Origin of the sequence: Pseudonocardia hydrocarbonoxydans (assembly GCF_006539565.1) — a bacterium.
Lineage (GTDB): Bacteria > Actinomycetota > Actinomycetes > Mycobacteriales > Pseudonocardiaceae > Pseudonocardia > Pseudonocardia hydrocarbonoxydans.
Genome location: NZ_BJNG01000018.1, coordinates 1 through 25265 on the forward strand (window position 1 = coordinate 1; position 25265 = coordinate 25265).

Genomic DNA, 25265 nt, shown 5'->3' on the forward strand with positions numbered 1-25265 from the left:
GGCGCTCGGCTCGACCGCTCCGCCTCCGGCCCGCGGTCGGCCGGCGTGGCCGGCTACCCGACCCGGCCAGCGGAAGCGACCGTGAACCAAGAGGCCGATCAGGCAACGGATCTACCCGCTGCCCGTCTGTGCGGCAGATGTCGCACCTGGACGCGAGGCACTGTGCGGCGTCGACCTGCCTGCCTGCGCGGCGAGGTGAACGATCTGCGCAATCTGAACCGCATCGAGGTGATCCGAGCGGATCGCCAGCGTGAACCGACGCGGGTCCCTCAGAAGGCCCTTGGTCGACTTCTCCCACCGACGTACCCACCCGCGCTCAGGTGCCGGCTGCCCCTCGTTGGCTGTCCAACCATCGGCAAGGCGGCGTTCGGCCTCCTCGCGCGGGCACCAGAGCAGCACGTGGAGCCAGTCGTCGGCCTCCCGCTCGAACGCCTCGACGGTGGCGATGTCGTCGACGCAGGCGACGGGCATACGCCCCTGCTCACGGAGCTTGCTCAGGCGTTCCCGGTCGTAGACGAAGGTGTCACCGTCAGTCGTGAACCGGTGGAAGACCTGCGCCCAGGCCTGCAGGTCGTCCAGATGACGTTGGGTCGTCTGCTCCGCATCGACCGGCGAACGGGCGGCCACGGTCAGCGCGGGCATGGCGGCGTAGCTCCTTCGAAGACTCGTCAGGGCGAATGCCACCGTCCGTTTGCCGCTCGCCCGGGGCCCAGCCAGAACAATGCCGCCGTACGGCTGCGGTGAAGCAGATGGCTCCGTCAACGTCCCACCCCCGATGTCCATGCCAAACCGACGGTACTCCGGAAGCGACAAACCGGGCTCTGCCCGAACCCGACACCGCTCAGAGATCGGGGGAGGTGCGGCGGGGTGGCGATCCCCTCACGGCGCGCCCGAGGGCTACCGGGTCGAGGGGTGGGCCACAAGGCGGGACTACATGCCTTGCACCCCACCCCTCGACCCGGAAGGGTTCCACCCGCGCCGCGAGGAGATCACCACCGACACTCGGGCGCGGACGTGCAAGAACGGCCCGCGCGGACTATGCACGGACGCAGCAGGTGTGGACGCGGCTCCGCCGCAGGTCAAGGCCATGTTGACAGTGCACTGTAAATCCGTCGGCTTAGCCTACGAAGGTTCGAATCCTTCACCTGCCACACCCCGCAGAAGCGGCCCCTGACCAGCAGATACATGGTCAGGGGCCGCTTCTGCGTTGTTCACGGCTTCCACGGACTGATCTTCACGATCCGGCACGCAACGCCTCCGCCTCTGCGTGACGGTGGCCTACGGAAGCGGCGCCTCGTGCGGCTCTCGCCCCGCGAGTCGCAGCAGCCCGAGGCCGTCTCGATCGACACGGGCGTAGAGCACGTACGGGCGCCCGGCGTGGTCGTTCTCCGCCCACTCGATGACGACCTGGACACTCTCGGCGCCGCGGACCTCGTACTCGTCGGAACTGGTGCCCTCGTGGAAGTGGACGCGGTAGGAGGGCGAGCCGCACTCCCACTGCTGGTCCCGTGGGTCCACTGCGACGATCTCCATGGGCCCAGCCTGCCAGCGCGGGGAGTGCGAGCGCATCGCGCTGACACCGCTCGGAGACCAGGGGAGTGCGGCCCGGACGGCTGTTCGTGCGCCGGACCGCACTCCAGCTCAGCCGGTGGCCGGCACGACGCCCTGCAGCCAGTCCATCGAGACCTCGAAGGCCTCGGGCGCCTGGAAGAAGGCGTTGAGGTCGTGGCCGGGGCCCTGCACCACGTACGCCTCGACGGACGGGGCCTTCGGGAAGAACGGCCGCTCCTGCTCGACGACGCGCTCGGCGGAGGAGCAGTCGGTGCCCAGGTCGATCAACTCCTGGTTGCAGAAGATGCCGTCGTTGTCCCCGTTGAGGAGGAAGACCGGGACGTCGATGTCGAGGACGGTGGTCTGGACGAGCGGGAAGTTGGCCAGCTCGCTCTGGGTGACGGTGCCCTTGGTGGCCTCGTCGCGTTCGATGATCCGCGGGTCGACGTCGGTGCCCGGCGCGTAGAACAGGCCGCGGTGGGTGCCCGGGCGCGGGGTGGCGTACCCGGGGTCGAGGGGTTCCCCGGCGAACTGGGGATCGAGGAACGCCGGGTAGATGCCGGTCTCGATGGCCACCGGCGTCCGGTTGTTCACGCGGTGGGTGTATCCGGTGAGCAGGACCGCGTCGACGTCCTGGAACCGGGACGCCGCGATCATGCTGGTGAAGCTGCCGTAGGAGTGACCGACCAGCGCGACGCGGTCGAACCCGCCCTGCTGCCCCTCGACGGAACCCTCGCGCAGGGCCTGCACGACGTTGTGCAGGGCCGTCGAGTTGGAGGTGATGTCGACGAAGGCCGACAGCGGGCGACTGCTCTCCCCGTTGCCGATCCGGTCGATCGCGGCCGTGGCGTAGCCGGCCTCGGCCGCGGCGGCCTCCCACGAGTAGGTGTCGGCCCCGGGGTCGGCGGGGTCGGCGATGTTCCAGTAGCGGTGGTCGTAGGTGATGCCGTGGGTGAGGACCTGGACGGCGCGGGGCGCGGCACCGTCGGGCAGGCACAGCTTGACCACGACGAACTGGTCGTTGCGCTCCCGGTCGAAGGTGACACCCAGGTCGGAGCCCGGTGCCACCACCACGCCCGGCTGCAGGTCCACCGGGAGCTCGCTGGTGGTGCAGGTCCGCCCGTTGTCCGGAGCCACGGAGGCGGCGACCACGGCGGGGTCGGAGTTCGGGCCGGCCGACGCGACGCCGGGACCGACGAGGGCCGTGACCGCGGCCAGGGCGGCGACCGTCACCAGGCCGGTCCGGTGCCGGGCCGTGCCCAGGGGGTTCCTCATCGATTCCTCCAGTCGGGGCGGCGCAGACGGGGACGACCGCGCTCACCGGATCAACGACCCCCGGAGCGGCGGGGTCCGCACCCCATCGGGTGTCTGCTCCCGGCGTCGAGATTGCCGACGCGCCTGCGCAGCGATCCTCCGCACGGATCCAGGTGCGAGCGCGGACTGTGCACGGACCCGAATGGTGTGTGCGCGGCGTCGTCGAGCCCCGTGGTCGTCGAGGTGAAATCGGGATCCCCCCACGTCATCGAGACCCCCGTGCGTCGATCGACGAGCGTCCCGTCGACGTCGAGGTCCGCAGCCGGTGGGCCGTGTGCACGCCGCGAACGGGCTTGACCGTCGACCTGCTCCAGGGTCGAGGGTGGCCACGCAGCAGTGACCGGAAGGGGTCCGGATGGACGACGACGTGATGGCCCGCGTGACCGCCGCGGTGCAGCGCGGTCGAGCAGGTGACCGGGTGGCCGCCCGGCAGGAGCTGGCGGTGATCTGGGCCGAGGTGCAGGGCGACGACTTCCACCGCTGCGTGGTCGCGCACGTCATGGCCGACCTGCAGGACGACCAGCGCGACGAGCTGATGTGGGACGAGCGTGCCCTGGCGGCGGTCGACGGCGTGAGCGACGAGCGCGCGCAGGAGTTCGATCCGCGGCTGCGGGTGCGCGGATTCCTGCCGTCGCTCTACGCGAGCCTGGCCGACGATCACCGGCGTCTCGGTGATGCGGACCGCGCCCGCGAGTTCCTCGGCAGGGCACGAGCCGCATCCGACGCCCTGGGCGGCGATGCGTTCGGCGATCTGGTGCGAGGCGTCCTCGACAAGGTGGACAGGGCGCTGGCCGAGGGTTCGACCGGGCGACTGCCGGAGGACTGATCCGGCGTGACGTGCGCCGGGCCCGCGTGAACGGAACCTCATCGCTGTCGTGGGCGGGACGGACGACGACCGGGTTCCGTTCGAGGCGGGAGTACCCGGGCTCAGGAGAGGTTGACGATGTTGCCGTCCCGGTCGATGTCGATCAGGTGCGCGGCGGGGGTGGCGCCCAGGCCCGGCATGGTGCGCATGTCGCCGCAGATCGGGTAGATGAACCCGGCGCCGACCGACGCGCGCACCTCGCGCACGGGCAGTCGCCAGCCCGTCGGCGCGCCCGTCAGCGACGCGTCCGACGACAGCGACAGGTGGGTCTTGGCGATGCAGACCGGGAGGCCGCCGTAGCCGTTCGCCTCGTAGGTCGCGAGCTGGCGGGCGGCGAGCAGGTCGTAGTCCACCCCTGCCGCCCCGTAGACCTTCGTGGCGATCGTCTCGATCTTCTCCCGGAGCGGGGCGGAGTCCGGGTAGAGGAAGCGGAAGGCCGACGGCTCGTCGGCGGCCTCGGCGACCGCCTCGGCCAGCTCCCGGGCCCCGCGACCGCCGTCGGTGAAGTGCGTGCAGACCGCCGCCCGCGCCCCCGCCTCCGCGGCGATCTCGGCGATCGCCGCGTGCTCGGACGGGTGGTCGCCGGGGAAGGCGTTGATCGCGACGATCGGCGAGACCCCGTGCAGCCGGATGTTCTCGATCTGCTTGCGCAGGTTGGCCCCGCCGATGTGGACCTCGTCGGGGTTCTCGGCGAACAGCGCGTCGGGCAGCGGCTGCCCGGCGACGATCCGGTGCCGCCCGGAGTGCGCCTTCAGCGCCCGCACCGTCGCCACGACGACCGCGGCGTCCGGGACGAGCCCCGACGCCCGGCACTTGATGTTGAAGAACCGCTCCGCACCCATGTCGGCCCCGAACCCGGCCTCGGTGACGAGGAACTCGCCGCTGTGGATGCCGATGAGGTCGGCGACGACCGAGGAGTTGCCGTGGGCGATGTTGCCGAACGGGCCGGCGTGCACGAGGACCGGCGTGTTCTCCAGCGTCTGCATGAGGTTGGGCTTGAGCGCCTCCCGCATGATGACGGTCATCGCGCCCGCGCCGCCGATGTCCTCCGCGGTGACCGGTGTGCGGCCCTTCGTGTAGCCGACGACGATGCGCCCGAAGCGTTCGCGCATCTCCTGCAGCGAGCGGCTGAGCGCGAGGATCGCCATCACCTCGCTCGCGGCGGTGATGTCGAACCCGGTCTGCCGCGGGATGCCGTCCATCCGGCTGCCCAGGCCGACGATCACGTTGCGCAGCGCGCGGTCGTTGACGTCGAGCACCCGCCGCCAGGTGATGTCGTGCGGGTCGATCCCGGTGGTGTTGCCCTGGAAGAGGTGGTTGTCCAGGACGGCCGAGAGCAGGTTGTGCGCGGCGGTGACCGCGTGGAAGTCACCGGTCAGGTGCAGGTTGAGCGTCTCCATGGGGACGACCTGGCTGTAGCCGCCGCCCGCCGCGCCCCCCTTGATCCCGAACGTCGGGCCCATCGACGGCTGCCGGATCGCCACCGTGGCCTGCCGCCCGGTCGCGCACAGCGCCTGCCCGAGCCCGACGGTGGTGGTGGTCTTGCCCTCGCCCAGCGGTGTGGGGGTGACGGCGGACACGACGACGTACTTCGCCCGGGGCCGGCCCGCGAGCTCGTCGACGGCGGAGAGCTTGATCTTGGCGACGTGCTCGCCGTAGGCCTCCATCAGGTGGGGCCCGATGCCCATGGCGGCGGCGACGTCCCCGAGCGGCTTGAGCGCGGCGCCCTGGGCGATCTGCAGGTCGGACGGGAAGGGCATGGGTGTCTCCAGAGCTCAGGCGGTCACGCGCAGTCGGTCTCTGTCGTCGACGACGAAGTGGCCGTCGCGGATGTCGCCCGCCCACGCGGCGGTGGGCGCGAGCGCGCCGAACGGGAAGAAGTGGATCCCCCGCAGCAGGCAGGCCGGGTCGGCGGCCGCGGCCGCCGCGACGCCGACGAGGGTGGCGTCGGGATGGTGGACGGGGGAGGTGGCCAGGCGCAGCACCCCGCCCGCCTGCTGGCGCAGCACCTTCAGCGACGCCCCCACCCCGCAGCGCAGGCCGAACCGCAGCAGGCGGGCGGGCGTCGTCAGGCCGGGCAGCCCGACGTGCACCGGCACGTCGACGCCGTGGGCCCGGATCCGGCGTTCCCACGCGACGATCGGCTCGGGGGCGAAGGCGAACTGGGTGACCAGGTGCAGGTCCAGGCCGCGCTCCCGGGCGATGCGGCACTTGGCCAGCAGCGCGCGCAGCAGCTCGTCGTCGTCGACGTCGGGATGGCCCTCCGGATGGCCGACGATCCCGACGCGGGTGATGCCGGCGTCGGCCAGCAACCCGCTGTCGAGGACCTGGGCCGCCTCGTGGAACTCGCCGACCGGTGTGGTGAGCGAGCCGGCGAGGACCAGCAGGTCCCGCACGCCCACCGCGGCGAGGTCGGCGAGCATCCGCCGCAGGGTGGCGTGGTCGGGCACGGCCCGGGCCGCGAGGTGCGGCACCGGCCGCATCCCGGCGTCGCGGACCGACCGGGCGACCGCCACGGTGTCGGCCCACGGCGTGTGCGGCAGGAACGTGAGGTACACGGCCGTCCCGGGGGCCAGGACGTCGGCCAGGGGCGGGAGCGTCGGCGCCTCCCGCGGGGTGATCTCCACGCTGAACCGCGCCATCAGCTGCCGCACCACGGCGGGATCCATCCCTCAGCCCCGCCGTCGCCGGATCTCGGCGTTGATCGCGGGGACGACCTCGTGCATGTCGCCGATCACCGCGTACGTCGCCTTGGTGACCATCGGCGCGGCCTCGTCGCTGTTGATCGCCAGGATCGTCCTCGAGCTCGCGCAGCCGGCCCAGTGCTGGATGGCCCCGCTGATGCCGCACGGGATGTAGACGTCGGGGGAGATGCGGCTGCCGGTCTGGCCGATCTGCTCGTGGTGGGGGCGCCAGCCCAGGCTGGTGACGACCCGGGAGACCCCGAGCGCGCCGCCGAGCAGCTCGGCCAGCTCGACGGTCGCGTCGAACCCGGCCGCCGACCCGGCCCCGCGCCCGGCGCCGACGACGACCCGCGCCGAGGTGAGCGCGTCCGACCGGCCGGCGTCGTCGACGGGCTCGACCGACACCACCCGGGCCACGAGGTCGGCGTCGGCGACCTGCGGGGTGAACGTGCGCAGCGTCGCCGTGACCCCGTCGCCGGGCTCGTCCTCGACGGCGTGGCCCGCGACCGTGAGCACGGCGGGGCGCGCGGGCAGCTCCATCTCCTCCAGCACCGAGCCGCCGACGACCTGACGGGTGACCCGCAGCGGGTCGCCGGCCCCGGCGGCCACGACGTTCGCGGCCATCGGCACGTCGAGGCGGGCGGCCAGGTGGGCGGCGACCTCCATGCCGCGCGGGGTGCCGGGGGCGACGACGACCCCGGCGTCGCCCGCCGCGTCCTGGACCGCCGCGGCCCAGGCGGCCCCGCCGAAGGCCGCGACCGCGTCGCCGACGGCGTGGTGGACGACCTCGACGCCGTAGCGGCCGAGCTGCTCGACCACCCCGTCCGGCAGGGCCCCGACGACCACCGCGTGCAGCGGGGCGCCCATGCGCGCGGCGAGGGTGAGGGCCTCGCGCGAGACCTCGGTGGCGCCGGAGGCGTCGGTCTCCACGAACGCGAGAATCATCGCGCCACCCCCAGCTTCTCCAGCAGGTCGACCACCGACTTCGCCGCGTCCGGCCCCTCGCCGAGCACCTCGACCACGTTCGGTCGGGCGGGCGGCAGCAGCAGCCGCACCCGGCCCGGGCCGTCCGGCCCGCGTTGCGGTGTCACCGTCTCGACCCGCACCTTCTTCGCCTTCATCCGGCCGGTGATCGTCGGGTAGCGCGGCTCGACACCGCCCTCCAGCACGGTGACGACGGCGGGCAGCGGCACCGCGTAGTTCTCGATGCCGTCGGGCCCGTCGACCTGCGCGGTCACCGCGCCGTCCGCCACCTCGACGGTCCGCGCCCCGTTGACCACCGGGCGGCCCAGCGCGTACGCGAGCCGGATGCCGACCTGGAAGTCGCCGGTGTCGGCGGCGTCGTTGCCGAGCAGGACGACGTCGTGCTCCCGGGCCACGGCCGCGATCTCGCGCGCCACGTCGGCCGGGCCGAACCCGGACGGGTCCGCCTCGATCAGCACCGCCCGGGAGCACCCCAGTGACAGGGCCGTCCGCAGCTGCTCGACCGCGTCGTCGGTGCCCAGCGTCAGCACGGTCGCCGCGCCCCCGGTGCCGGTGGCGATCCGCACCGCCAGCTCCACCGCGCAGCTCTCGTGCGCGCTGATCGTGTACCCGACGTGGCGGGCGTCGACGCCCTGCGCGTCGTCGGTGAGCGCCACCTCGCCCGCGACCTCGGGCACGCGCTTGATGCACACCAGCACGTCCGCCATGGCTCAGCCCCGGATCCGCTCGTTGGTGGGGTCGAACAGCGGTGTGGCGTCGTTCGACCGCACGGTGACCGGGTAGAGCTCCTCCATGTAGGACACGGCGAGCCGGTTGCCGACCACGGCCTCGTCCGGCGGCAGGTAGGCCATGAGCACGTGGGCGCCCAGCGACGGCGCCGACCCGGCGGAGGTGACGTAGGGGTGACGGCCGTGGCCGTCGGTCAGCGGGCCGCCGTCGCGGGTGAGGATCGGCTCGCCGCCGAGCATGTAGCGCCTGCCCCCGCTCGCCGACGTGTGGTCGTCGACGGTCATCGTGCACAGCACCGAGAGCGGCGCCGCCTCCCGCTGGGCGAGGTAGGCGTCGCGGCCCACGAAGCCGGCGTCCTTGACCTTCGGGCGGGCCATCCCCGCCTCGACGATGGACCGCTCGCCGTCGAGCTCGAACCCGTAGGCCCGGTAGCCCTTCTCCAGCCGGCCCGTCGTGCCGTACACGCCGATCCCGACCGGGACGGCGCCGTCCGGCCGCCCGGCCTCGTGCAGCAGGTCCCACACCCGGGCGCCCTGCTCCATCGGCACGTAGAGCTCCCAGCCCAGCTCGCCGACATACGAGATCCGCGACGCCAGCACCTCGACGTTGCCCAGCTCGATGCGCCGGCAGGTGAGGAACGGGAAGCCCTCGTGCGAGATGTCGGCGTCGGTGAGGCGACCCAGCACGTCGCGGGCCCGCGGGCCCCACAGCCCGATCGTGGTGAACGCCGAGGTCTGGTCGACGACCGCGGCCCCCGCGGGGAGGTGGTCGGCGAACCACTTGAGGTCGGCCATGCCGTGCGCGCCGCCGGTGACGACGCGGTAGCGGTCGTGGGCCAGCCGCATGACGGTGAGGTCGGAGCGGAAGCCGCCCTTGGCGTCGAGCACCGGTGTGTAGATCACCCGGCCGTCGGCGACCGCGGCCTGCGCGACGACGATGCCCTGCACGGCCTGCTCCGCCGCGGGCCCGACCACGTCGAAGATCGCGAACGCGGACAGGTCGACGATGCCGGCCCGCTCGCGCATCGCGAGGTGCTCGGCGTTGATGATCGGCGACCACCAGCGGGCGTCCCACTCGTGCTCGCGCGGCATGACCCGGTCGCCGTACTCGCCGAGCAGCGCCTCGTTCGAGCGGTACCAGAACGGCCGCTCCCAGCCGACGGTCTCGAAGAACTCCGCGCCCGCGGCCTGCTCGGCGGCGTGCATGGGCGCGAGGCGCTTGCCGCGCTCGCCGGACCACTGCTCGGCCGGGTGCACGATGCCGTAGGTCTTGTTGAACGCCTCGGACGTGCGCGACCGCACGTAGGCCCGGGTGCGCTGGTGCGGGTAGAAGCGGGCGATGTCGGCGTGGTGCACGTCGATCTCGGAGTGGCCGTGGGTCATCCACTCGGCGACCGCGCGCCCGACCCCGGGCCCCTCCTTGATCCACACCGCGGCCGCCGACCACAGGCCCTTGACCTCGGGGGTCTCGCCGAGCAGCGGCCCGCCGTCCGGGGTCAGCGAGAGCAGGCCGTTGATCGCGTAGCGCATCTCGGCCCCCTCGGCGCCGAGCGCGTCGGGCATCAGCTCGTAGGCCTGCTCCAGCTGCGGGTCGAAGTCGTCGGCGGTGAAGGGCATCTCGGTGGGGGAGAGCTTGGCCTGCTCGATGGACGGGATCTCCTCGGCGTCCATGAGGATCGGGCGGTGGGCGTAGGAGCCGACCTCCATGTCGGCGCCGTGCTGGCGCTCGTAGCAGAAGGTGTCCATGTCGCGGACGATCGGGAACGAGATCTCGCCCGGACGCTCGGCGAGCTGCGGGATCGGCCCGACCGAGATCATCTGGTGCACCGCGGGGGTGAGCGGGATCGACGCGCCCGCCATCGCGGCCAGCTTCGGGCTCCACACGCCGCAGGCGACGAGGACGGTGTCGGTCTCGATGTCGCCGCCGGTGGTGCGCACGCGGGCGATCCGGCCCGCCTCGACGTCCATGCCGACGACCTCGACGGTCGGCACGACGGTGAGCGCGCCCATGGCCAGCGCGGACTCGCGGAACAGCGTGCCCGCGCGCAGCGAGTCGACGACGCCGACCGACGGGCACCAGAACGCGCCCAGGATCGTGTCCTTGTCCAGGAACGGCACGCGCGCGACGACCTGCTCCGGGGTGACCAGCTCGGCCTCGACCCCCCAGGCGCGCGCCGACGACATCCGCCTGCGCAGCTCCTCCATCCGCTCCTCGGTGCGGGCGACCTCGAACCCGCCGGACTCGGTGAACACGCCCAGCTCCTTGTACTGGCGCACCGAGTCCAGGGTGAGGTCGGCCAGCTCGCGGGAGTGGTCGACGGGGAAGATGAAGTTCGACGCGTGCCCGGTGGAGCCGCCCGGGTTGGGCAGCGGGCCCTTGTCGATCTGCACGATGTCGCGCCAGCCGAGCCGCGCGAGGTGGTGCACGAGGCTGTTGCCGACGATGCCGGCGCCGATCACGACGACGCGGGCGGTGGCGGGGACGGTGGCCATGGTGTCCTCTCTCAGTCGCCGAGTTCGCGGCGGCGGCGGGTCACGTACGCGGCGAGCTCCTCGCGGACCGCGTCGTCCAGCGGCGGGGGCTCGTACTCGTCGATCTTCCTGCGGGCCAGCTCGCCGGCGCGGGTGGCGGCGTCCTTGCCGCCGCCCCGCATCCAGCGGTCGTAGTTGTCGGAGCTGTTGACGAACGGCCGGTAGAAGCAGGTCCGGAACCGTTCCATCGTGTGGGCCGCGCCGAGGAAGTGGCCGCCGTGGCAGACCTCGTCGTGCGCGTCGAAGGCCAGCGACGCCTCGTCGATCTCCAGCGGGGTGAACTCGTGCTGCAGCATCTCCAGCACCTGGCAGTCCAGGACGAACTTCTCGTAGCTCGCCACCAGCCCGCCCTCCAGCCAGCCCGCGGAGTGCATCACCCAGTTGATGCCCGCGAGGAACGTCGGGAGCATGGTCATCAGCGACTCGTAGCCGGCCTGGGCGTCGGCCGTCTGGCTCGACGTCAGCCCGCCGCCCGAGCGCACCGGCAGCCCGAAGTGCCGCGCGATCTGCCCGGTGCACAGCAGCCCGACCGCCGACTCGGGGGTGCCGAAGCACGGCGACCCGGACTGCATGTCGATGTTGGACAGGAACGACCCGAAGACCACCGGGCAGCCCGGGCGGATCAGCTGGGACAGCGCGATCCCGGTGAGCGCCTCGGCCATCTGCTGGGCCAGCGCCGCCGGGATCGACACCGGCGACATCGCCCCCATCAACAGGAACGGCGTGATGACGACGGCCTGGCCGGCCTCGCAGTAGGCGAACTGCGCCTCCAGCATGCGCTCGTCCCAGCGCAGCGGGGAATTACAATTGATCAAGGAGATGGTGGCGGGCGTGCGCTCGATGGACTCCCGGCCGCCGAAAAGGATCTCCGTCATGGCCAGGGTGTCGGCGGCATTCACGCCGGAGACGACGTTGCCCATATAGATCTTGTCGGTGAGCGTCTGCAATGCGAAGGTCATGTCGAGGTGCCGTGAATCGAGCGGGGTGTCCTCCGGCTCGCACACGATCCCGCCCGCCGAGTCGAGCACGCCGAAGCCCTGCGACAGGCGGGCGAAGTTCTCGAAGTCGTCCATCGTGGCGTCGCGGCGGACCTCGCCCTCGCGCACGAACGGCGGGCCGTAGACGGCGCCGAACGCCATGGCGTCGTCGCCGATGTGCACGGAGTTCGCCGGGTTGCGGGCCTGGACGTCGAACGAGCGCGGCGCCTTCGCGACCTGCTCCAGGACGAAGTCCGGGTCGAACCGGACGATCCCGGCGCCTTCTTCGGACTCCTCGACCTTCTGCCCGGCCCGGCGGAACAGCTCCAGCGCCCGCTCGTCGCCGAACTCGACCCCGATCTCCGACACCAGCCGTCGCCAGCCGCCGTCGAGGGTGGCCATCGCGTCCTCGGAGAGGATCTCGTAACGGGGCATCCGATTGCGGAACATGCGCTTCTCCGCTCGTGACCGAATTCTGCTCGGGCCATCCGGCCTCTTGACGGGCCGGGCGACCGGCGTCACAGTAACCGCGTTTCCAGGAACAGCGGTTCCATACTGTGAAACTTTTGCCGACACAGGTTTAGAGGCGGATCGTGATGGCTACGCATACGGGCAGCCAGGCCGTCGAACGCGCGGGCGCCCTGCTCGGCGTCATCGTCGAGTCGGGGACGCCGCGCACCTTCAGCTCGCTCGTCGACGAGCTCGGCATGGCGAAATCCACCACCTCCCGGCTCCTGCACGCCCTGGAGCGCAGCAGGTTGGTGCACCGCGACCGGGCGGGGGCGTTCCGCCCGGGCGCGCTGTTCTCGCTGCACGCGGCCCGGCCCAGCGCGCTGCACGACCTCTCCGAGCTCGCCCGGCCGACGATGGAGCACCTGTCGGAACTGTCGCGGGAGACGGTGAACCTCGCCGTCCCGCGCGGCGGCACGCCCGTGCAGATCGACCAGGTGGAGAGCCGCTACCTGCTCGGGGCCGTCAGCTGGGTCGGGGTCGACGTGCCCGCGCACTGCACGGCGCTGGGCAAGGTGCTCTACGCCTACGGGGCGCTCGACCTGCCGCGCGGGGCGCTCGAACGCCGCACCGCGCACTCCCCGGTCGACCGTGCGCAGTTCGACCACGCCCTGATCGAGGTGCGGCGCCGGGGCTGGGCCGCCTCGCTCGACGAGCTGGAGCTGGGGCTCGCCGCCGTCGGTGCACCGGTGCGGACGGTCGACGGCACCGTCGTCGCGGCCGTCTCGGTGTCCGGCCCGACGAGCCGGGTCAACGAGTACGGCATCACCCGCCTCGGCGACCTGCTGGTCGCCGAGCTCCGCGGCCTGTCGGCGCTGCTGGGCCACTACCCCGCTCGAAGGGACGTGTCATGACCGACCACGCTGCGACAGAACACGCGGCGATCCTGCGCGGGCTCTACGACGAGACCCTCGTCGGCAACCGGCCGCGCGTGCTGGAGCTGACCCACGAAGGGCTCGCCGCCGGGCTGACGCCGGAGACGATGCTGTTCGACGCGCTCATCCCCTCGCTGGAGGAGGTCGGCGCCCGCTTCGAGCGCGGCGACTTCTTCGTCCCCGAGATGCTGGTGGCGGGCAAGGCGATGAGCGGAGCGCTGGACGTGCTGCGCCCGCTGCTGGCCGAGACCGGCGCCCGCACCGTCGGCACGTTCCTGATGAGCACCGTCAAGGGCGACGTGCACGACATCGGCAAGAACCTGGTCAACATCATGCTGGAGGGCGCCGGCTTCCACGTGATCGACCTGGGCGTGCAGGTCTCGCCGGAGAAGGTGGTCGCCGGCATCCGCGAGCACAACCCGGACATCGTCGGCTTCTCGGCGTTCCTCACCACGACCATGCCGATGTTCAAGGCCAACATCAACGCGCTGCAGAAGGCGGGCCTGCGCGACCAGGTGATCGTGATGGTCGGCGGCGCCCCGGTCACCCAGGAGTACGCCGACGCCGTCGGCGCCGACGGGTACGCCGCCGACGCCGCCACCGCCGTCCGCCGGGCCAAGGAGCTGCTCGCCGCCCGTCGCGCCACCGTGGGGGTCTGAGACGTGCACACCGTCCTGCGTTCCGCGACCCGCGAGGTCGTCATCGGCGGCGACCAGCCGTTCTGCCTGATCGGGGAGCGCCTCAACCCGACCGGCCGCAAGATCTTCGCCGAGCAGCTGCGCCGCGGCGACCTCTCGCGCATCGCCGTCGACGTCGAGGAGCAGGTCGCCGCGGGCGCGACGATGCTGGACGTCAACATGGGCATCCCGCTCGTCGACGAGGCCGAGCTGCTCGCGACGGCCGTCACGATGGTGCAGGACCTCACCGACCTGCCGCTGGTCATCGACTCGTCGGTCGTCGAGGCGCTGGAGGCCGGGCTCGCGGTCTACCGGGGCAAGGCGCTGGTCAACTCGGTCACCGGCGAGCGCGAACGGCTCGACGCGATCCTGCCGATCGTCGCCCGGCACGGGGCGGCGGTGATCGCCCTGCCCAACGAGGAGGACGAGATCCCCGACGAGCCGGAGCGGCGGCTGGAGATCACCAGGAAGATCGTCGACATCGCGGTCGGCGAGTACGGCATCCCGGTCGAGGACATCGTGATCGACCCGCTGGCGATGCCGGTGGGCGCCGACACGTCGCTGGTGCGGACGACCCTGCGCACCATCGAGCTGATCCACGACGAGCTCGGCCTCAACATGACCCTCGGCGCCTCCAACGTCTCGTTCGGCATGCCCGGACGCGCCGCGCTGGGCGCGGGGTTCCTGGCCATGGCGATGCACGCGGGCCTGACCAGCGCGATCATGGACGTGCGCTCCCCGCAGATCGTCGAGGCGGTCAAGGCGGCCGACCTGCTGCTGGGCAACGACGACTGGGGCGCGGCGTGGATCGCGCGGTTCCGGGCCGCCCAGGCCGCGGCGGGGACCTGATCCCCGTGCCCGACCTCCCCGTGCCCGACCTCCCCGCGCCGGACCCTCCTGTGCCGGACCCTCCTGCCCCGGACCGGGTGCGGATCCGCTTCGAGCCCGACGGCGCGCAGTCGCGGGAGGTGCGGGTGCCCGCCGGGGCCACCCTGTTCGACGCCGCCAGCTGGAACGGCATCGCGGTCGACTCCACCTGCGGCGGGCACGGCACCTGCCGCAAGTGCCGGATGCGGGTCGTCGAGGGCGCCGTGCCGGTGTCGCGGCTCGACCCGCGGGCGTTCGGCCCCGACGAGCTGCGGGCCGGGTGGCGCCTGGCGTGCGTCGCGCACGCCGAGGGGGACCTGCGGGTCGAGGTGCCCCCGCTGGTCACCCGGCCGAAGGCGGCGACGGTCGGCGTCGGGCGGCAGGTGATCCTGCGGCCCGCCGTGCAGAAGCGGTGCGTCACGCTGACCGAGCCCACGCTCGCCGACCAGCGCACCGACGTCGAACGCCTGCGTGACGCGCTGCCGGACCTGGAGCTGCGGATCGGGCTGCCGGTGACCCGCGACCTGTCCCGGGCGTTCCGGGCCGATCCGGTCGTCACCGCCGTCGTGGTCGACGACGTGCTCGTCGACGTCGAGCCCGGCGACACGGCCGCGCGGCTGTTCGGCATCGCCTTCGACCTCGGCACGACCACCGTCGTCGCGACGCTGCTCGACCTCGCCACGGGCACGCCCGTCGCCGTCGCGTCCCTGCTCAACCCCCAGCAGCCCTTCGGCGCCGACGTGATCACCCGGATCAGCGCGACGATGATGGACCCCGACGCGCTCGGCAGGCTCACCGCGCTCGCCCATTCCGCCCTCGACCAGCTGGCCGGTGAGGTGTGCGCCGACGGGGGCGTCGACCGGCGCGAGGTCTACGAGATCGCGGTCGCCGGCAACGCGACGATGTGCCATCTCGCGCTCGGGCTCGACCCGGAGCCGCTGGGCGTCGCCCCGTTCGTCATGGCCGCGCGGTCCTTCGACGACCTCGGCGCGGCCGACCTCGGCGTCGCGGTGCACCCGCGGGCCCGCGCGTACGTGTTCCCGGCGCTGGGCGCCTACGTCGGCGGCGACATCGTCGCGGGCGCGCTGGCGTCGGGGATGGACCGCGACCGGCGGGTCCGGCTGTTCGTCGACATCGGCACGAACTGCGAGATCCTGCTCGCGGCGGGCGACCGGCTGCTCGCCACCGCCGCCCCGGCCGGACCGGCGTTCGAGGGGGCGGCCATCCGCTGCGGGATGCGCGCCGCGCCGGGCGCCGTCGAGGGCGTCAAGATCAGCGACGAGGACGTGCTGCTGGAGGTCATCGGCGACGTCGCGCCGGTCGGGCTGGCCGGGTCCGGGCTCGTCGACGCCGTCGCCGCGATGGCCGCGGCCGGGCTCGTCGACCCGTCGGGGCGGCTCGTCGCGGCCGACGCGCCCGCGGTGCCGCCCGGCCTGGCCGCGCGGCTGCGCCTGGTCGGGAAGGAGCGGGTGTTCGTCCTGGCGACCCGGGAGGGGTACGCCACCGACGACCCGGCCGGCTGGCTCTACCTGTCCCAGCGCGACATCCGCGAGCTGCAGTTCGCCAAGGCGGCCATCGCGACCGGCTGGACGCTGCTGCTGGAGGGGCAGGGGCTCACCCCCGACGACGTCGCGCAGGTGCTGCTGGCCGGGTCGTTCGGCAGCTTCCTGTCCCCGGCCGCCGCGGTGCGGATCGGCCTGGTGCCCGACGTCGCGCTGCTGCGGATCGTGAGCGCGGGCAACGTCGCGGGGGAGGGGGCGAAGATGGCGCTGCTGTCGCTGCGCGAGCGCGCGGCGGCGCAGGCGCTGCTGGAGGAGGTGCACTATGTCGAGCTCTCCGACCGCGCCGACTTCAACGACCGGTTCGTCGACCGCCTCGCCTTCCCGGGCTGACCGGGTCGCCGTCGTCGCCTGCGGGGCGATCGCCCGGCACGTGGCCGACGTCGCCGTCCGCCGCGGCTGGCCCGTCGACGTGCACCCGCTGCCGCCGTTGCTGCACAACCGCCCGGAGCGGATCGCCGCCGCGGTCGAGCGGCGCGTGCGCGAGCTGGGGCCGCACTACGCGCGGGTGGCGGTCGGGTACGCCGGCTGCGGTACCCGCGGGGCGCTGGACGAGGTGTGCCACCGGCTCGGCGTGCCCCGGCTCCCCGGCTCCGACTGCTACGAGGTCTTCGCCGGGGCCGCCCGCCTGCGTGCGGTCCTGGAGACCGAGCCCGGCACCTACCTGCTCACCGACTACCTGGTGACCTCGTTCCACCGCTCGGTGGTGGTCGAACTGGGTCTCGACCGGTTCCCGCAGCTGCGCGAGGACTACTTCGGCCACTACCGCCGCGCCGTCTGGCTGGCCCAGCACCCGACCGCCGCCCTGCGCGCGGCGGCCGGACGGGCGGCGGGCGTGCTCGGCCTGCCGCTGGAGGAGGTCGTCGTCGGTGACGCCCTGCTGGAGCGGGCGCTGGAGGAACTCCTGGCGATGGGGCGCCGGCGTCAGCGGCGGGCCAGCAGGTAGGCCTGCGGCGTCCGTTCGTCGGGACCGGGCTGCCGGACGGTGTGCGACCGCACCGACAGGCCCGCCGCCTCGAGCAGGGCGGCCATCCGCTCCGGGCGTCGGCGCAGGAAGGCCAGCTCGACGGCGTGCCCGAGCACGTCGGTCAGGACCAGCGGCTCGTCACCGACCTGGAACACGAGCAGGGCGTGGCCGCCGGGGGCCAGGACGCGGTGGAACTCCGCCAGCGCGCCGGGGAGCTCGTCGTCGGGCACGTGGATCGTCGAGTAGTAGGCGAGCAGCCCGCGCACCGAGGCGTCCGGCAGCGCCAGGTCGGTCATCGAGCCCACGGAGAACCGCAGGCCGGGATGCGCGGCGCGGGCGAGGTCGACCATGCGCGGCGAGAGGTCGATCCCCGAGGCGTCGACGCCCAGCGCGTGCAGGTGCGCGGTGATCCGCCCGCCGCCGCACCCGACGTCGACGACCGGCCCGTCCCCGACGAGCTCGGCGAACCACCCCAGCAGCGCCCGGTCCAGCGGCCGGGCGGCGAGGTCGTCGCGGGCCCACGGGACGTAGTCGGCGGCCACCGCGTCGTAGGACTCCCGCGTCCGGCGCACGTGCTCGGACTCGCCCACGGCGGCGACGCTACCGCTCACCCTCCGGCCCCCGTTCCGACCACCACCGTCGCGTCCCGCTCCTCGTCGGCGACGATCCGGGTGGCGAGCCCGTGGCTCCGCACCGCCGCCGCCGTCGAGGGGGCCTGACGGTCGCTGGTCTCGATCAGCAGGTGCCCGCCGGGGGCGAGCCAGCGCGGCGCCGCGGCCGCCACGCGCCGCTGCACGTCGGTGCCGTCGGGCCCGCCGTCGAGCGCCACCCGCGCCTCGTGCAGCCGGGCCTCCGGCGGCATCAGCGGGATCGCGGCGGTCGGCACGTAGGGGGCGTTGGCCACCAGCACGTCGACGCGCCCGCGCAGGTCGGCGGGCAGCGGGGCGTCGAGGTCGCCCTCGTGGACCCACCCGCCGGGCAGGTTGCGCCGGGCCAGCGCGACCGCGGCCGGGTCGACGTCGACGGCGTGCACCCGCGCACCGGGGACGGACGCGGCCACGACCGCACCGACGGCGCCCGTCCCGCAGCACAGGTCGACGAGCACGCCGCCCGGCGGGGTCAGCGCCACGGCCTGCTCGGCGAGGAACCCGGTGCGCCGCCGCGGCACGAACACCCCCGGGCCGACGGCGATGCGCAGCCCGCAGAACTCCGCCCACCCGAGCACGTGCTCCAGCGGCTCCCCGGCCACCCGCCGCGCGACGAGGGCGTCGAGTCCGGCGGGGTCCGTGGCGGCCGCGAGCAGCAGGCGCGCCTCGTCCTCGGCGAACACGCAGCCCGCGGCCCGCAGCCGCGCCACCACCTCCTGGCCGGTCACGTCCCGGTACGCGGTGTCGGGTCGACCCGCTCCAGTGCCTCCTGCAGCGCGGCGTAGCCGACCCGCGCGGCCCGCTCCACCCGGGCCGGGTCGATGGTCAGCCCCCGCACGCCGACGTCGTGGCCGGGCAGCACGGCCAGCAGGTGCGCGCCCGTGCGCGACGGGTGCGCGGCGTCGTCGAGCACCGTCATCGACGGCCCGTGCCGCGCGCTCTCCTGCGCCATCGCGCCGAGCCCGGGTGCGAGGCGGTCCAGCGCCCGCGCCCAGCGGGCGGGCCCGGCGCCGGGGTCGGTGGCGCGCAGCTCGGGCAGGGTGCGGTTGAGCAGCGCGAGGACGTGCGTGGCGCCATCGCGCAGCGCGCGCAGGACGGGCAGCGGCTCGGCCACCGACCCGTCGATCCAGCGGCGGCCGTGCAGCCGCACCGCGGGTCCGGCCAGCACCGGGATGGCCGCGGTGGCGCGCATCGCGAGCCGCCACTCCGGCACCGAGCGCGGCTCCAGGACGTGCGGGGTGAGGTCGTCGGCCGCGGTCGCGACGACCCGCAGCGGCACCGGGGAGTCGCGCAGCCGCTCCCACGACATCGGCTTGGCGACGGTGAGGATGTGGCCGAGCAGGTGGTCCAGCGACACCATCGGCCGGCGGCTGCCGAGGCGCCGCGGGTCGACGAACGCGCGGCAGGCCATGTCCTCGAAGAAGATGTGCGCCGCGCCCCGGCCGTCGCCCAGCAGCAGCGCGCCGCCGATGTAGGCCCCGGCCGAGCTGCCGTAGACGACGTCGAAGCAGCCGCCGAGCCCGGCGTCGTCGAGCGCGTGGGCCATGCCGCCCGCGTACACCCCGCGCATCCCGCCCCCGCTGACGACCAGAGCGATGCAGTGGCCGTCGTCGCGCACCCCGGTGTCGCGGCGGCGGACGAGCGCGCGGAGCACCTCGTCGTCACCGGGGAGCGGGAGCACGGCCGGATCATCCCCCGCGGGCGCCGGTCAGACCAACACGCCCGGGTTGAGGACGCCGTGCGGGTCGAGCGTCGCCTTCACCGCGCGCAGCGCCGCCGCGAACGGCTCAGGCCGCTGCCGGTCGTAGCCGGGGCGGTGGTCTCGGCCGACGGCGTGGTGGTGGGTGACGCTCGCGCGGTGCCGGGTCAGCACCTCCATCGCGGCGGTCTTGATCTCGTCCCACGCGCCGAGCTGCATCCCGGGACGCCCGCCCGCGAGGACCGTGAAGTAGGGCGCGGGGCCGTCGGGGTAGACGTGGGTGATCCGGCAGTTCACGATCCCGTCGACGCCGCAGACCTGCCGCACCGCCGCCCCGACCTCGCTGCGCACGGCCTCGATCAGCGCGTCGGCGGCGTCCCAGGTGCAGGCGGTCTCGAAGGTCTCGACGATCCCGCCGCATCGCGTGATCCCGTCGCGCAGGTAGGGCATCCGCAGGAACGCCGAGCGCCAGGTGCCGACCGCGTCGCCCTGCTCCTCGACGGCGCCGCCGTGCGCCTGCGCGATCGCCACCGGCCCCGCGACGTCGACGGGCGCGACCGCCGACTCCGCGCCGAGCACCAGCACCGTGTGCCCGCCCTGCGCGGCACCGGAGAAGTGCGCCTCGCCGTGGTCGAGCAGCCGGCAGTTGGCCAGGGTGACCCCCGACTGCACGATCTCCCGGACCGCGGCCAGCCCGTCGTCGAAGCGGACGAACCGCACCGCGGCCGACGCCCGGTGCACCGGGCGCGCCTGCACCCGCAGCCACGCCTCGGTGAGGACGCCGAGCGCGCCCTCCGAGCCCAGGAACAGCCGGTCCGGCGACGGGCCCGCACCCGAGGCGGGCAGCCGCCACGACTCGTTCACCCCGGCCGGGGTGACCACCCGCAGCGACTCCACGAAGTCGTCGACGTGCGTGCCGCCCATCGCGTAGTGCCCGCCGGAGCGGGTGGCGAGCCAGCCGCCGACGGTGGAGAACTCGAAGCTCTGCGGGAAGTGCCGCATCGTGAGGCCGTGCGGGCGGAGCTGGTCCTCCAGCCCCGGCCCGAGCGTGCCGCCCTGCACGCGGGCGGCCCGGCTGGTGGCGTCGATCTCGAGGACGCGGTCGAGCCGGGTGAGGTCCAGCGACACGACCGGGCCCTCGCCGCGGTACTCGGTGCCGCCCACCACCGAGCTGCCGCCGCCGTAGGGGACCACCGCGACACCCGCCCCGCCCGCCCAGTCCAGCACCGCGGCCACGTCCTCCTCGGAGCGCGGGAACGCGACCAGGTCGGGCGCGGCCGAGAGGTCACCGGCCAGCGCGCGCACGACGTCGCGGAACGCCTTGCCGTAGGTGTGCCCGGCCCGGACGTGGGGATCCGCGGTGAACCGGTCGGCCAGCGCGGCGGGCGGGTCGACCCGCGGCGCGCGCAGCGCGGGGACCGCAGGCACCGGCACGGGGTCGGTGGCGCAGCCGGGCAGCCCCGCGGCCAGGCCCGCGCAGGCGTCGTCGGCCAGCGCCTCCTGCGTCCAACCCCAGCCCCACCACGACCGTGTCCGCTCGTCCATCCGGCCCACCCTGCCGCACGGCCGTCCACGCCCGTTCGGGTGTCCCCGCCGCGCGCCGCCGGGGCGCGGCGGGGGACGGCGGTGAGGATCGCGCCGTGAAGATCCGGACTCTCGGGGTGGCCCTCGCGGTCGTGCTCGCCGGCCCGCTCACGGTGGCGGCCGGCACGCCCGCACTGCCGCCCCTGCAGGTGACACCCGACGGCCGCTCCTTCACCGCGGGCGGCGAGCCGTTCCTGTGGCTGGCCGACTCGGCGGCGGGGCTGCTGTCGGCCGACGACCCGGCCGAGGTCGCGCACTACCTCGACGTCCGCGCCGCGCAGGGCTTCACCGTCGTGCGGGCGCCGGCACCCGAGGGCGTCGACTGGACCCGGGTCGACGCCGCGGTCGACGGGGCCGCGCAGCGCGGCCTGCGGCTCGCGATCACCCCGGCGTCCCCCCGGCCGGGGCTGGGGGAGTTCCTCGGCGCGCGCTACGGCGACCGGGTCGTCTGGGTGCTGGGCGACGGCACCGGCCACGACGGCGGGCCGTGGTCGGCGGTCGCGTCCGGCATCGCGGCGGCCGCGGGCGACGACCCGCTGATGACCTTCACACCGGCCCCCGGCCGCGCGTCGGGCGACACCGTCGGCGACGCACCGTGGCTGTCGTTCGCGCTGGTCCGCAGCGGGCTGTGCCAGGGCCTGCTCACCCGCGTCGTCGACGCCCACCGCCCGTTCCTCGACGCCCGCCCGGCCCACGAGGACGGCTGCGCGGGCCCCACCGACGCCCTCGGCGTCCGCCGCGCCGCCTACGCCGACGTCTTCTCCGGCGCCGCGGGCCACACCTACGGCCACCCCGGCGCCTGGGCCGAGGACGCGGACGTCCGCGCCGCCGCGCTGCGCGACGAGGGCGCCACCCAGCTCGTGCACCTGCGGGCCCTGACCGACTCGCGCAGCGCCCGCACGCCCGCCCCCGAGCTGCTCACCGAGGGCGACGCCGGGGTACTGCGCGGCCCCGACCACCTGCTCGCCCACGCCCCCGCGGCCGACGGCTTCGCCCTGGACACCACCGCCCTGCCCGGTGACGAGCTGCGCGCCTGGTGGTTCGACCCGCGCACCGGGGAGCCGGTGGACGCCGGGACGGTGCCCCGCTCGCCGTCGACGGCGTTCTTCCCGCCCGTCACCGGGCCCGCGGACGCCGACCAGGACTGGGTGCTGGTCGTGGACGCGGTGGACGGGGCCGCGGTCCCGCTCGCCCCGCCCGGATCCCCGTAGGCCCGCCCGGATCCGCGTAGGCCCGCCCGGATCCCCATAGGCCCGCCCGGATCTCAGTAGGGTGGTGGCGTGGCGCAGCTGAAGGTGGACGCGGAGCCGGCGGAGGTCGGGTTCGACCCGCAGCGGCTCGCCCGGATCGACGAGCACTTCGCCCGCTACGTCGACGACGGGCGGCTCGCCGGGTGGACGGTCGCGGTCGCCCGCCGCGACCGGGTCGTGCACCTGACCCACCACGGCCTGGCCGACGTCGAGGCCGCCCGCCCGGTCGGCGACGACACGCTGTGGCGGATCTACTCGATGACCAAGCCGATCACCTCGGTGGCCGCGCTGATGCTGCTCGAGCGTGGCCTGCTCGCCCTGACCGACCCGGTGTCGCTGTATCTCCCGGCGTTCGCCGACCTGCGGGTCTACCGCGGCGGCGCCGCGGCGAACCCGGGCACCGAGCCCGCGACCGAGCCGGTGCGGATCTGGCACCTGCTCACCCACACCGCCGGCCTGACCTACGGCTTCCACCACGCGCACCCCGTCGACGAGATGTACCGCAGCCGCGGCTTCGAGTTCGGCGTCCCCGCCGGGATGGACCTGGCGGCGGCCTGCAACGCCTGGGCGGCCATCCCGCTGGTGCACCAGCCCGGCGCGGAGTGGAACTACTCGGTGGCCACCGACGTGCTCGGCCGGGTCGTCGAGGTGGTGTCGGGCCGCCCGCTCGACGCGTTCCTCGACGAGGAGGTCCTGCGCCCGCTCGACATGACCGACACCGGCTTCGGCGCCGCCGACCCCGACCGGCTCGCCGCGCTCTACGTCCCGAAGCCCGGCGGCGGCCTGCACCGCCACGACCGGATGGGCGACGCCGCGCTGCGCGATCCCACCTTCCTCTCCGGCGGCGGCGGGCTGGTCTCCTCGGCCGCGGACTACCACGCCTTCACCCGCATGCTCGCCCGCGGCGGCGAGCTCGACGGCGTGCGCCTGCTGTCGCCGCGCACCGTCGCCTACGCCACCCGCAACCACCTGCCCGGGGGCGCCGACCTGCAGGAGTTCGGCCGCCCGATCTTCGCCGAGTCCGCGTTCCAGGGCGTCGGGTTCGGGCTGGGCTTCTCCGTGGTCGTCGACGCCGCCGCCGGGAAGTCGCTCACCAGCGCCGGCGAGTACGCCTGGGGCGGGCTGGCCAGCACCGCGTTCTACGTCGATCCCACCGAGGAGATCACCGCCATGTTCCTGACCCAGCTCATGCCCTCCAGCACCCATCCGATCCGGCCGCAGCTGCGCACGCTGGTGACCTCGGCGCTGGTGGACTGATGTCGAACGCACTGGCCTTCGTCGTCCGGGTGGCGGTCGTCGCCGTCAGCCTCTGGGTGGCCACCCTCGTCGTCCCCGGCATCGACAACGACGCCGGCGGCACCGGCGCCCGGATCGGCACCCTCGTCGGCGTCGCACTGATCTTCGGGCTGGTCAACGCCGTCATCAAGCCGATCGTCAAGGTCGTCGGCTGCCCGTTCTACATCCTCACGCTGGGGCTGGTCGGGCTGGTCGTCAACGCGCTGCTGTTCCTGCTCGTCGGGTTCATCGCGGGCGGGCTCGGGCTGCCGTTCACCGTCGGCGGGTTCGGGGCGGCGTTCGTCGGCGCGATCGTGGTGGCCGTGGTCGGGTTCGTGCTGCACGTCGTCATCCCCGACCGGATCGACCAGCGCTGATCAGACCGGCCAGCGCTCCTGCCGGTAGGCCCCGTCCCAGAACATCCACTCGTAGCGCGACGTCGTGGTGAAGTGGCGCCGCATGCGGGCGAGGTCGGGCTCGGACAGGGCGCCCGCCGCGCGGTCGGTCTCGGCGAGGACGGCGTCGACGACGCCCTGGAAGTCCTCGCCGCCGTACATCGCGATCCAGCGCGCGTAGAGCGGGTCGGGGGAGCCGGCGGCCAGCAGGTGCTCGCCGACCCGGGCGTAGATCCAGTAGCAGGGCAGCACCGCGCCGACGGCGTCGGCGTAGGAGCCGCCGTGGGCGGTGGCGAGCAGGTAGCTCAGGTAGGCCTGCGTCGCCGGGGCGACCTCGTCGTCGAGGGTGCCGAGCTCGTCGAGCAGGGACGCGTGCAGGTCGCGCTCGGCCGCGATCGCGCCCGCGGCGTGCCCGGCGAACATCAGCGTGGCGTCCTCGGTCGGGGCCTTCGCCGCACACACCGCGAGCGCCTTCGCGTACCCGCGCAGGTAGTGCGCGTCCTGCACGATGTAGTGCCGGAACGCCTCGCGCGGCAGCGTGCCGTCGGCGAGGCCGGTGAGGAACGGGTGGGCGAGGATCGCCCCGTAGATGCCGGTGATGTCGGACCAGAGTACGTCGCGGGGAGCCACGAAGATCAGGTTAGCGCCGGGTCACGGTGTCCGTACGGGGTGTGCGCAGAGTGTGAGATCCTGGTCACTCTTCGGGTACGATGGGGTGTGCGGGCAGTGCAGCCGGCCGGAACATGTACGCAGAAGCACGGATCGATCCCCCAGGGTGGCCCCTCAACGCTGAGAGCCCCGCATCGCACGCGGAGGTGAGTCGGAATGAGCCCCGTACCCATGGATCATCACGAGAAGGTGCGGCTGCGTGCAGCCGCTTTCCGGGTGACCCGCCTGTACCCCGGCCCGGTCGGTGAGCTGCTCTCGCGGGAGCTGCTGACCTGGGAGGAGTTCGGGTACCGCCTGGGCGGCGGCCAGCTGGTCATGCGGCTGGTCGACCACGTCCTCAAGACGCCGCTCGGGCAGGCGGAGGCGGCCTGACCTGCGGCGCCGTCCGCGGGGTCAGCGTCCGAACGTCGCCGTCACGGTGGCGTTCTCGGTCTCCGACGTGCCGTCGAACAGCCCGCCGACGGCCGCGCCGACGACCAGCAGGGACGCGAGCGTCACGACCGTGCCCAGCCGGCCCACGAGGTCGAGGGCGCGCACGGCGCGGTCGCGGGGCGTGGCGGTGCGGTGATGACGACCGATGGGCCGGTGTCCGGCGGGGGCGGGCGGGGATGAGGACATGGCGGCACCGTCTTCGATCGGTGGGGCGGGAGGTGTCC

25 protein-coding genes are annotated in these 25265 nt (G+C 74.0%); 10 read left to right on the forward strand and 15 right to left on the reverse strand.

Annotated features, from left to right (window positions below; all coding sequences use genetic code 11):
• Window positions 1-111 precede the first annotated feature (111 nt).
• The 3 genes from PHY01_RS12500 to PHY01_RS12510 form a co-directional block, all read right to left on the reverse strand.
• Complete coding sequence (locus PHY01_RS12500; RefSeq protein WP_141278781.1) at window positions 112-642, reverse strand: hypothetical protein; 531 nt, start codon at window positions 640-642, stop codon at window positions 112-114.
• 636 nt (window positions 643-1278) lie between these two features.
• Window positions 1279-1533, reverse strand: a complete 255-nt coding sequence (locus PHY01_RS12505; RefSeq protein ID WP_141278782.1) for a hypothetical protein — start codon at window positions 1531-1533, stop codon at window positions 1279-1281.
• A 108-nt stretch (window positions 1534-1641) separates the two neighbouring features.
• Window positions 1642-2826, reverse strand: a complete 1185-nt coding sequence (locus PHY01_RS12510) for an alpha/beta fold hydrolase (protein WP_141278783.1) — start codon at window positions 2824-2826, stop codon at window positions 1642-1644.
• Between the two features lie 394 nt (window positions 2827-3220).
• On the opposite strand from PHY01_RS12510, the gene PHY01_RS12515 reads away from it, so the two are divergent.
• On the forward strand, window positions 3221-3691 hold the full coding sequence (locus PHY01_RS12515) for a hypothetical protein (protein ID WP_141278784.1): 471 nt from the start codon (window positions 3221-3223) through the stop codon (window positions 3689-3691).
• Window positions 3692-3792: 101 nt separating this feature from the next.
• Here PHY01_RS12515 and PHY01_RS12520 read toward each other — a convergent pair whose 3' ends face one another.
• Genes PHY01_RS12520 through PHY01_RS12545 form a run of 6 tightly spaced genes read right to left on the reverse strand, consistent with a single transcriptional unit; the run spans window position 3793 to window position 12085 of the window.
• Window positions 3793-5490, reverse strand: a complete 1698-nt coding sequence (locus PHY01_RS12520) for a formate--tetrahydrofolate ligase (RefSeq protein WP_141278785.1) — start codon at window positions 5488-5490, stop codon at window positions 3793-3795.
• 15 nt (window positions 5491-5505) lie between these two features.
• The gene (locus tag PHY01_RS12525; protein ID WP_141278786.1) at window positions 5506-6399 is read right to left on the reverse strand and encodes a methylenetetrahydrofolate reductase; all 894 of its coding nucleotides are present in this window, start codon (window positions 6397-6399) and stop codon (window positions 5506-5508) included.
• 3 nt (window positions 6400-6402) lie between these two features.
• Window positions 6403-7359 carry an electron transfer flavoprotein subunit alpha/FixB family protein gene (locus tag PHY01_RS12530; protein ID WP_141278787.1) on the reverse strand — a complete coding sequence of 319 codons (957 nt, stop codon included), beginning with the start codon at window positions 7357-7359 and terminating at the stop codon, window positions 6403-6405.
• The gene (locus PHY01_RS12535; protein WP_141278788.1) at window positions 7356-8105 is read right to left on the reverse strand and encodes an electron transfer flavoprotein subunit beta/FixA family protein; all 750 of its coding nucleotides are present in this window, start codon (window positions 8103-8105) and stop codon (window positions 7356-7358) included. The genes PHY01_RS12530 and PHY01_RS12535 overlap by 4 nt, the downstream gene beginning before the upstream one ends.
• 3 nt (window positions 8106-8108) lie before the next feature.
• Window positions 8109-10619, reverse strand: coding sequence for a GcvT family protein (locus PHY01_RS12540; RefSeq protein ID WP_141278789.1), 2511 nt, complete (start codon window positions 10617-10619; stop codon window positions 8109-8111).
• A gap of 11 nt (window positions 10620-10630) precedes the next feature.
• A complete protein-coding gene (locus PHY01_RS12545) occupies window positions 10631-12085 on the reverse strand; it encodes a trimethylamine methyltransferase family protein (RefSeq protein WP_141278790.1) in 1455 nt (484 codons plus the stop codon).
• A gap of 146 nt (window positions 12086-12231) precedes the next feature.
• Between PHY01_RS12545 and PHY01_RS12550 the strand changes: the two genes are divergently transcribed.
• Genes PHY01_RS12550 through PHY01_RS12570 form a run of 5 tightly spaced genes read left to right on the forward strand, consistent with a single transcriptional unit; the run spans window position 12232 to window position 17069 of the window.
• Complete coding sequence (locus tag PHY01_RS12550) at window positions 12232-12999, forward strand: IclR family transcriptional regulator (protein ID WP_141278791.1); 768 nt, start codon at window positions 12232-12234, stop codon at window positions 12997-12999.
• Window positions 12996-13679: a cobalamin B12-binding domain-containing protein gene (locus tag PHY01_RS12555; protein ID WP_141278792.1), complete on the forward strand. Its 684-nt coding sequence runs from the start codon at window positions 12996-12998 to the stop codon at window positions 13677-13679. Before PHY01_RS12550 ends, PHY01_RS12555 begins: the two co-directional genes overlap by 4 nt.
• A 3-nt stretch (window positions 13680-13682) precedes the next feature.
• The gene (locus PHY01_RS12560) at window positions 13683-14546 is read left to right on the forward strand and encodes a dihydropteroate synthase (protein ID WP_141278793.1); all 864 of its coding nucleotides are present in this window, start codon (window positions 13683-13685) and stop codon (window positions 14544-14546) included.
• Between the two features lie 50 nt (window positions 14547-14596).
• Window positions 14597-16456, forward strand: coding sequence for an ASKHA domain-containing protein (locus PHY01_RS12565; RefSeq protein WP_218030137.1), 1860 nt, complete (start codon window positions 14597-14599; stop codon window positions 16454-16456).
• 40 nt (window positions 16457-16496) lie between these two features.
• The gene (locus PHY01_RS12570) at window positions 16497-17069 is read left to right on the forward strand and encodes a DUF1638 domain-containing protein (protein WP_218030138.1); all 573 of its coding nucleotides are present in this window, start codon (window positions 16497-16499) and stop codon (window positions 17067-17069) included.
• Here PHY01_RS12570 and PHY01_RS12575 read toward each other — a convergent pair.
• The 4 genes from PHY01_RS12575 to PHY01_RS12590 are packed head-to-tail and all read right to left on the reverse strand — an operon-like array spanning window position 17048 to window position 20981.
• Window positions 17048-17680 carry a class I SAM-dependent methyltransferase gene (locus tag PHY01_RS12575; protein ID WP_141278795.1) on the reverse strand — a complete coding sequence of 211 codons (633 nt, stop codon included), beginning with the start codon at window positions 17678-17680 and terminating at the stop codon, window positions 17048-17050. The genes PHY01_RS12570 and PHY01_RS12575 overlap by 22 nt on opposite strands.
• Before the next feature lie 17 nt (window positions 17681-17697).
• On the reverse strand, window positions 17698-18465 hold the full coding sequence (locus tag PHY01_RS12580; protein WP_141278796.1) for a putative protein N(5)-glutamine methyltransferase: 768 nt from the start codon (window positions 18463-18465) through the stop codon (window positions 17698-17700).
• Window positions 18462-19418, reverse strand: coding sequence for a patatin-like phospholipase family protein (locus tag PHY01_RS12585; RefSeq protein WP_141278797.1), 957 nt, complete (start codon window positions 19416-19418; stop codon window positions 18462-18464). The genes PHY01_RS12580 and PHY01_RS12585 overlap by 4 nt, the downstream gene beginning before the upstream one ends.
• A gap of 27 nt (window positions 19419-19445) precedes the next feature.
• The gene (locus PHY01_RS12590; RefSeq protein WP_141278798.1) at window positions 19446-20981 is read right to left on the reverse strand and encodes an FAD-binding oxidoreductase; all 1536 of its coding nucleotides are present in this window, start codon (window positions 20979-20981) and stop codon (window positions 19446-19448) included.
• 95 nt (window positions 20982-21076) lie between these two features.
• Between PHY01_RS12590 and PHY01_RS12595 the strand changes: the two genes are divergently transcribed.
• The 3 genes from PHY01_RS12595 to PHY01_RS12605 all read left to right on the forward strand — a co-directional run bounded on the left by PHY01_RS12595 (window position 21077) and on the right by PHY01_RS12605 (window position 23922).
• Complete coding sequence (locus PHY01_RS12595) at window positions 21077-22231, forward strand: apiosidase-like domain-containing protein (protein ID WP_170183786.1); 1155 nt, start codon at window positions 21077-21079, stop codon at window positions 22229-22231.
• Window positions 22232-22300: 69 nt separating this feature from the next.
• Entirely contained in the window at window positions 22301-23527 is a 1227-nt protein-coding gene (locus PHY01_RS12600; protein WP_141278800.1) for a serine hydrolase domain-containing protein, read from the forward strand.
• On the forward strand, window positions 23527-23922 hold the full coding sequence (locus PHY01_RS12605) for a phage holin family protein (RefSeq protein WP_174824110.1): 396 nt from the start codon (window positions 23527-23529) through the stop codon (window positions 23920-23922). Before PHY01_RS12600 ends, PHY01_RS12605 begins: the two co-directional genes overlap by 1 nt.
• Here PHY01_RS12605 and tenA read toward each other — a convergent pair whose 3' ends face one another.
• Complete coding sequence (tenA, locus tag PHY01_RS12610; RefSeq protein WP_141278801.1) at window positions 23923-24570, reverse strand: thiaminase II; 648 nt, start codon at window positions 24568-24570, stop codon at window positions 23923-23925.
• 195 nt (window positions 24571-24765) lie between these two features.
• Here tenA and PHY01_RS12615 point away from each other — a divergent pair, with 195 nt between their 5' ends.
• Window positions 24766-24981: a hypothetical protein gene (locus tag PHY01_RS12615; protein ID WP_141278802.1), complete on the forward strand. Its 216-nt coding sequence runs from the start codon at window positions 24766-24768 to the stop codon at window positions 24979-24981.
• 21 nt (window positions 24982-25002) lie between these two features.
• Here the strand turns inward: PHY01_RS12615 and PHY01_RS12620 are convergent, their stop codons facing one another.
• Entirely contained in the window at window positions 25003-25227 is a 225-nt protein-coding gene (locus PHY01_RS12620) for a hypothetical protein (protein ID WP_141278803.1), read from the reverse strand.
• Window positions 25228-25265 lie beyond the last annotated feature (38 nt).